Annotated in this window: 8 protein-coding genes and 1 tRNA gene; 8 read left to right on the top strand and 1 reads right to left on the bottom strand. The window is 67.1% G+C overall.

Going from position 1 to position 6,479, the window contains the following annotated elements:
• From C468_RS18380 to ubaA, 3 genes are all read left to right on the top strand, one after another.
• On the top strand, positions 1–977 hold a 977-nt coding region (locus C468_RS18380), incomplete at its 5' end, for a hypothetical protein (RefSeq protein WP_206536744.1).
• Positions 920–1,675 (top strand): CARDB domain-containing protein, encoded by a 756-nt coding sequence (locus tag C468_RS18090; protein WP_161609728.1) that lies wholly within the window; start codon positions 920–922, stop codon positions 1,673–1,675. The genes C468_RS18380 and C468_RS18090, both read left to right, overlap by 58 nt.
• A 96-nt stretch (positions 1,676–1,771) precedes the next feature.
• The gene (gene ubaA, locus C468_RS11155) at positions 1,772–2,584 is read left to right on the top strand and encodes an SAMP-activating enzyme E1 (protein ID WP_008848992.1); all 813 of its coding nucleotides are present in this window, start codon (positions 1,772–1,774) and stop codon (positions 2,582–2,584) included.
• 1 nt (position 2,585) lies between these two features.
• Here ubaA and C468_RS11150 read toward each other — a convergent pair whose 3' ends face one another.
• The gene (locus tag C468_RS11150) at positions 2,586–3,017 is read right to left on the bottom strand and encodes a zinc ribbon domain-containing protein (RefSeq protein WP_049912189.1); all 432 of its coding nucleotides are present in this window, start codon (positions 3,015–3,017) and stop codon (positions 2,586–2,588) included.
• Positions 3,018–3,133: 116 nt separating this feature from the next.
• On the opposite strand from C468_RS11150, the gene C468_RS11145 reads away from it, so the two are divergent.
• The 5 genes from C468_RS11145 (at position 3,134) to thsB (ending at position 6,315) form a co-directional block, all read left to right on the top strand.
• Positions 3,134–3,514, top strand: coding sequence for a Rid family detoxifying hydrolase (locus tag C468_RS11145; protein ID WP_008848990.1), 381 nt, complete (start codon positions 3,134–3,136; stop codon positions 3,512–3,514).
• Positions 3,515–3,775, top strand: a complete 261-nt coding sequence (locus C468_RS11140) for a hypothetical protein (RefSeq protein ID WP_008848989.1) — start codon at positions 3,515–3,517, stop codon at positions 3,773–3,775.
• Between the two features lie 27 nt (positions 3,776–3,802).
• Positions 3,803–3,884, top strand: a tRNA-Ser gene (locus C468_RS11135).
• Positions 3,885–4,165: 281 nt separating this feature from the next.
• A complete protein-coding gene (locus tag C468_RS18655) occupies positions 4,166–4,333 on the top strand; it encodes a hypothetical protein (RefSeq protein WP_169330909.1) in 168 nt (55 codons plus the stop codon).
• Between the two features lie 335 nt (positions 4,334–4,668).
• Positions 4,669–6,315: a thermosome subunit beta gene (thsB, locus tag C468_RS11130; RefSeq protein ID WP_008848987.1), complete on the top strand. Its 1,647-nt coding sequence runs from the start codon at positions 4,669–4,671 to the stop codon at positions 6,313–6,315.
• Positions 6,316–6,479 lie beyond the last annotated feature (164 nt).

The following is a 6,479-nucleotide window of genomic DNA, read 5'->3' as shown; positions in this document are numbered from 1 at the left end:
TTCCGACGAAGAAGGCGATGATGACGATTCCGACGAAGAAGGCGATGATGACGATTCCGACGAAGAAGGCGATGATGACGATTCCGACGAGGAGGATGATTCCGACGATGGATCCGAGGAAGACGATTCAGACGAGGAAGATGATGGCGATTCAGACGAGGAAGATGATGGCGATTCAGACGAGGAAGACGACGATGACGATGGTGATGGTGACGGTTCTGACGAAGAAGATGATGGCGATTCAGACGAGGAAGACGATTCAGACGGGGAAGACGATTCAGACGGGGAAGACGATGATGACGATGGTGATGGTGACGATTCTGACGAAGAAGACGACGGTGACGAGGAAGACGATAGCGATGGTGACGACGACGAAGACAATTCCGATGATGGATCCGAAGACGATACTGACGATTCCGACGAGGAAAATGAAAATAACGGTGATGATTCCGATGATGGATCCGAAGAAGACGACAATAACGGCGATTCCGAAGATCCAGATGAGGGTAACGAAGGCGACGAGCCGGACGATGGCAACGACTCAGGTGAGGACGAAGGTGGCGAGACCGACAATTCCGACGGTTCCGACGATCAAGAGGACGACGAAGGAGGCGATTCAGAAGATCCCGACGATGGCGGTGATGGCGACGACCCAGACGAGCCAGCCAATCGAGACGACCCAGACGAAGGTGAGTCCGGGGAAGCGGAACAAGACGATGACGACGACCCAAGCGATTCGGAATCGCCGGAATCGTCCGGCTCATCCGGGTCGTCCGATTCGTCCACGAGGGACGCCGACGCGCCGGCCGTCGTCCGGTCGGAGTCGAGCGACGCCGTCACGGTCGAGATCGACGGGATGGTCGAGCAGCGCTACACGGCCGAGATCGCGCTCGCCGGACCCTCCGAGGCGCGGCCCGCGGTGTCGCTGTCCGCGCTCACGATCGACACGGCCGGAGACAACGGGGCGTTCGGGTTGACCGTCGAGCGGCCAACGGCCGACCCCGGGGAGCGCCGCGCCGCCCCGCGCGGGAGCGCGCTGGGGTATATCGAGATCGGCTCGACGCTCACCGCGACCAACACGAGCGCGGCGACGCTCCGGTTCGATGTCGACCGCGACGCACTCCCCGACGGACTGGGTCCGGAAGACGTGGCGGTGATGCGGTACGCCGACGGAGAGTGGACGACGGAAGAGGTCACGCACACCGTCGACGGGGACGCCCACAGCGCAACGATGCCGAACGCCGCGCCCGTCGCCGTCGTCGCCCTGGAGCCCGGGAGCGTCGACGTCGTCGAGAGCGAGGTTCCGGCAGATCGGGTCCGTGCGGGCTACGAGACGACGCTCCGCGCGACGGTCGAGAACCCCGGCGACCGGCCGGCGAATCGGACGCTCACCGTCACCATGGCCGGCGAGCGGGTCGCCGAACGCGACGTGTCACTCCGTCCCGGCGAGAGCGCTACCCTTCGGATCGCGTTCGAGCCGGTCGAGGGCGGAACGGTGTCACTCGACGGGACCGAGACCGGGTCGGTCAACCTCTTCGGCGACGCCGAGGAGACGACCGACACGGAGGAGACGCCCGATACAGCGACCGAGTCGAACGCGCCCGGCTTCGGCCTGACCGCCGCGGCGCTCGCAGTCATTGCGGCCGCGCTGGCCGTCCGCGTCGGTCGGCGGTGAGCGGCAGGCGAAGTCCCGTCCGTCGGCGACCGCGCGAGCGCGGCGTCGCGCGCAGTCGGGAACACGATTATACCGGTTCACCGCCCACATCGACGCATGAGTCTCTCGCTCGACGCCGACCAGCTCGACCGGTACTCCAGACACGTGATCATGGACGAGGTCGGCCCGGAGGGCCAGAAAGCCCTGCTCGACGGTCGTGCCCTCGTGGTCGGGGCGGGCGGGCTCGGCGCCCCCGTCATCCAGTACCTCGCGGCCGCGGGCGTCGGGACGCTCGGGGTCGTCGACGACGACGTCGTCGAGCGCTCGAACCTCCAGCGACAGGTGATCCACGGCGACGCCGACGTGGGCGAGCCGAAGGTCGAGTCTGCGGCGCGGTACGTCGACCGACTCAACCCCGACATCGACGTGGAGACGTACGAGACGCGGCTCGACGAGGGGAACGTCCGCGACCTGCTCGCCGGCTACGACCTCGTCGTCGACTGCGCGGACAACTTCCGGACACGGTACGTCGTCAACGACGCGGCCCGGATCGAGGGGCTCCCCGTCGCCCACGGCGCCATCTACAAGTTCGAGGGACAGGCGACGACGCTCGTCCCCGACGGCCCCTGCTACCGCTGTCTGTTCCCGGAGGCTCCGGAACCGGGGACGGTCCCCGACTGCGCGGCGACCGGCGTGCTCGGCGTGCTTCCCGGGACGGTCGGGTGCATCCAGGCGACCGAGGCGATCAAGCTCCTGCTCGGCGCGGGCGAGACGCTCGACGGGCGCGTGCTCTTCTACGACGCGATGGACATGACCTTCGAGTCCGTGCCGTACCAGCGCAACCCGGACTGCCCGGTGTGTGGCGACGACGGCATCGAGACGATCGAGGGGATCGACTACTCCGGCGGCTGTCGCGTCGACGCCGACTGACTCACAGCGACCGGTTCGGCATCGCCGCGCCCGCGGTCCCGCCCGCCCCCTCATCGACGAACCCGGAGCGGACGCACCAGCGACAGTACCGGTAGCCCGGCCGGTTCTCCGCACCGCAGTGGCGGCAGACGACCGTCTCGCCGGGGGCGTCGAGCGGCGGGGGGTCGCCCGCCGGTCCCGACTCGCCGGACGCCATCGCGAAGCCCGTCGCGCCGTCGTGCGACGGCTCCGGACCGGGATCGGTCCCGGGATCGGACCCGCGGTCGCGGTCCCGATTCGCGTCTGCCGTCGCGTCCTCGGGCGGGTCCCGTACCGACCCGAAGAAATCGGCCGGATCGCCGTCCCCCCGCGTAAACAGCCACGCGAACGCGAGGTTGATCAGGGCCACCGCGCCGAGGATCGCGACGAGCGGGGCGATTTCTGTCCCCATTATGTGCCGTGTGTTAGCACGCGAAGGTTATAGGCGCAACGGTGGTCGGGTGGCGCGACGCGACGGGGAGAGCCGCGTTCCCCGGTCACTTTAGTGGTGCCCGTCGAAGGCGGACGCGTATGAAAGAGACAGTTCACACCGACGCGGCCCCCGCGGCGGTCGGCGCGTACAGTCAGGCGACGACGAACGGCGACCTCGTGTTCACCGCCGGGCAGATCCCGCTGACGCCGGACGGCGACCTCCTCGACGACGCGTCGATCGCCGACCAGACGGAGCAGGCACTCGACAACCTCGTGGCCGTGCTCGACGAGGCGGGCGCCGAGCCCGCGGACGTGCTCAAAACGACCGTCTTCCTCGCTGACATCGACGACTTCGACGAGATGAACGAGACGTACGCGGGCTACTTTGAGGAGTCGCCGCCCGCTCGGTCGGCCGTGCAGGCCGGCGCGCTCCCGAAGGGCGCCGGCGTGGAGATCGAGGCCGTCGCCGTCGTAGAGTAGATGGCCGACGACTCCGTCGAGGGGACCACGCCGCCGCCCGGCGTCCCGGCCACCCCTCGGGCGAGAGCGCGGTCGGCCGCGCTGTGGGGGGTCGGCGGCGGGTTCGCGTTCCTCGTGCTCGCGCAGGGGTACCTGCTCCTCGACGGCGACCTCCCCGTCGGGTACGCCGGGCTGTTCGCGATCGCGGGGGCGATCGCCGTCGCGTCCGGCGGGATCGCGTACGCGATCGAGCACCGACTCCACGCGAAAAGAAGGACTTAACAGTCCCACCGGGCTATCTCAAACTGAGCCAGGATGGCCGAGTGGTAAGGCGCACGCCTGGAAAGCGTGTTCCCTTCCGGGATCGGGGGTTCAAATCCCTCTCCTGGCGTCTTTCGCTGTCGCAACAACGAGCGAGGAGCGACAGCGACGGACGAGTACTGCAGCAGCGACGGGCGAGTACTGCGGCAGCGAAGCGCCGACGGATTTGAGCCAGGGAGTGAAGCGAGCGGAGCGAGCGGAATGACTGGGGTTCAAATCCCTCTTCTGGCATTCCTTGTCGACGGTTTCACGCTCGTAGCGCCGGGTAGCGACGCCGTTCGGTCGCCTCGCGGACGTTCCCGCACACCGACAAAAGACTCATAAGTATGGGTATTGTTGACACGGATGACGATGCCAGACACGAAATCAGGTCGCGAGCGGAAAGGGAGGAACAAGCGCCGGCAGTTAGAGAGCCACCTCAACCGACGCGAGCTCGACGCCGCCGAGGAACCGCCGGAACCGACGCTCGACGAGGTCGACTCGGAGTACCTCACCGAGACCGACGAGCTCGATCGGTGACCGCTCGCGGCCGTCCCCGCTTCTCCGTCCTCGGTCGGTAGTTCTCTCGGACGTCCCGACAGCCACACACCCGGAGCGACCGCTCCGCCAGCGACCGCCGCGCACCGAACTGTCACCACCGGCGACTGTCGCTAACACGTATATAAACGCCCGAGATGGTGGCATTCGATCCCGATCCAGTCGCGTGCTAACTATCCACATAAATGCCGATCGAGGGGCGCGGAGTCATGCGGTTTTTGCGGGAGAGTCGCGGGCGACGGACGGCGCGTCCGAACGGCACTCAACGACACGTTTATATAGAATCACAATCAATCAAACGCTGTATGAGCCAGCGAATGCAGCAGGGTCAGCCGATGATCATCATGGGCGACGACGCCCAGCGCGTCAAGGACAAGGACGCACAGGAGTACAACATCTCCGCGGCGCGCGGCGTCGCCGAGTCCGTACGCTCGACGCTCGGGCCGAAAGGGATGGACAAGATGCTCGTCGACTCGATGGGCGACGTCACCATCACGAACGACGGCGTCACCATCCTGCAGACGATGGACATCGACAACCCGACCGCCGAGATGATCGTCGAAGTCGCCGAGACGCAGGAGGACGAGGCCGGCGACGGCACGACGAGCGCGGTCGCGATCGCGGGCGAGCTTCTCAAGAACGCCGAGGACCTCCTCGAGCAGGACATCCACCCGACGGCCGTCATCAAGGGCTTCAACCTCGCGAGCGAGTACGCCCGCGAGCAGGTCGACGAGGTCGCCACACAGGTCGACCCCGACGACACCGAGACCCTGAAGAACGTCGCCGAGACGTCGATGACCGGCAAGGGCGCGGAGCTCGACAAGGAAGTGCTCGCCGACCTCGTCGTCCGCGCGATCCAGGGCGTCACCGTCGAGGCCGACGACGGCTCGCACGTCGTTGACCTCCAGAATCTCAACATCGAGACGCGCACCGGGCGCGCGGCCGGAGAGTCCGAGCTCCTCTCGGGCGCCGTCATCGACAAGGACCCGGTCCACGACGACATGCCGACCGACTTCGAGGACGCGAACGTGCTCCTCCTCAACGACCCGATCGAGGTCGAGGAGGCCGACGTCGACACCGCCGTCAACGTCGACTCCCCCGACCAGCTCCAGCGCTTCCTCGACCAGGAGGAAAAGCAGCTCCGCGACAAGGTCGACGCGATCGTCGAGTCGGGCGCCGATGTGGTCTTCTGTCAGAAGGGGATCGACGACCTCGCCCAGCACTACCTCGCGAAGGAAGGCATCCTCGCGGTCCGCCGGACGAAGAAGTCCGACCTGACCTTCCTCAAGAACGTGCTCGGCGCGCCGATCGTCAGCGACCTCGACTCGCTCACGGCCGACGACCTCGCGGTCGGCACGGTCACCCGCGACGCCGAGGAGGGGCTGTTCTACGTCGAGGGCGAGGACGCCCACGGCGTCACCCTCCTGCTGTACGGCACCACCGAGCACGTCGTCGACGAGCTCGAACGCGGCATCGAGGACGCCATCGACGTGGTCTCGACGACCGTCTCCGACGGGCGCACGCTGCCCGGCGGCGGCGCCATCGAGGTCGAGCTCGCCCGCCGGCTGCGCGACTACGCCGACTCCGTCGAGGGGCGCGAGCAGCTCGCCGTGGAGGCGTTCGCCGACTCGCTCGAACTGATCCCGCGCGTGCTCGCCGAGAACGCCGGGCTGGACGCCATCGACCTGCTCGTCGACCTCCGCGCGGCCCACGAGGCCGGCGACACCGACGCCGGGCTCAACGTCTTCTCCGGCGAGGTCGAGAACACGACCGAGGCCGGCGTCGTCGAGACGGCCCACGCGAAGGAGCAGGCGATCGCCTCCGCCGCCGAGGCCGCGAACCTCGTCTTGAAAATCGACGACATCATCTCCGCCGGCGACCTCTCGACCGGCGGCGACGACGACGAGGGCGGCGCCCCCGCCGGCGGTATGGGCGGCATGGGCGGCATGGGCGGTGCGATGTGAGCTTCGGATAGGTCACAATTCACTCCCCAGAGGCCCGCGTACCGCACCTCGAACACGTACGCTCGCGTTCCTCCGGTTTCGTTTTTTGGCGCTGTTGAAACCTGGAGCAGCGGGGACAATTGCTCCGTCGACAACAATACGATATATAGGAACTCGTGAGCGAC

The organism is Halorubrum kocurii JCM 14978 (assembly GCF_000337355.1).
Classification (GTDB): Archaea; Halobacteriota; Halobacteria; order Halobacteriales; family Haloferacaceae; genus Halorubrum; species Halorubrum kocurii.
Note: the sequence above shows the minus strand (reverse complement) of the source record. Positions and strands in the feature narration are given on the sequence as shown.

What these genes read in the sequence shown, in the direction of transcription:
- ubaA (WP_008848992.1), top strand. Translation starts at nt 1,772, where the DNA reads ATGAGTCTCTCGCTCGACGCCGACCAGCTCGACCGGTACTCCAGACAC.
- C468_RS11145 (WP_008848990.1), top strand. Translation starts at nt 3,134, where the DNA reads ATGAAAGAGACAGTTCACACCGACGCGGCCCCCGCGGCGGTCGGCGCG.
- C468_RS11140 (WP_008848989.1), top strand. Translation starts at nt 3,515, where the DNA reads ATGGCCGACGACTCCGTCGAGGGGACCACGCCGCCGCCCGGCGTCCCG.
- C468_RS18655 (WP_169330909.1), top strand. Translation starts at nt 4,166, where the DNA reads ATGCCAGACACGAAATCAGGTCGCGAGCGGAAAGGGAGGAACAAGCGC.
- thsB (WP_008848987.1), top strand. Translation starts at nt 4,669, where the DNA reads ATGCAGCAGGGTCAGCCGATGATCATCATGGGCGACGACGCCCAGCGC.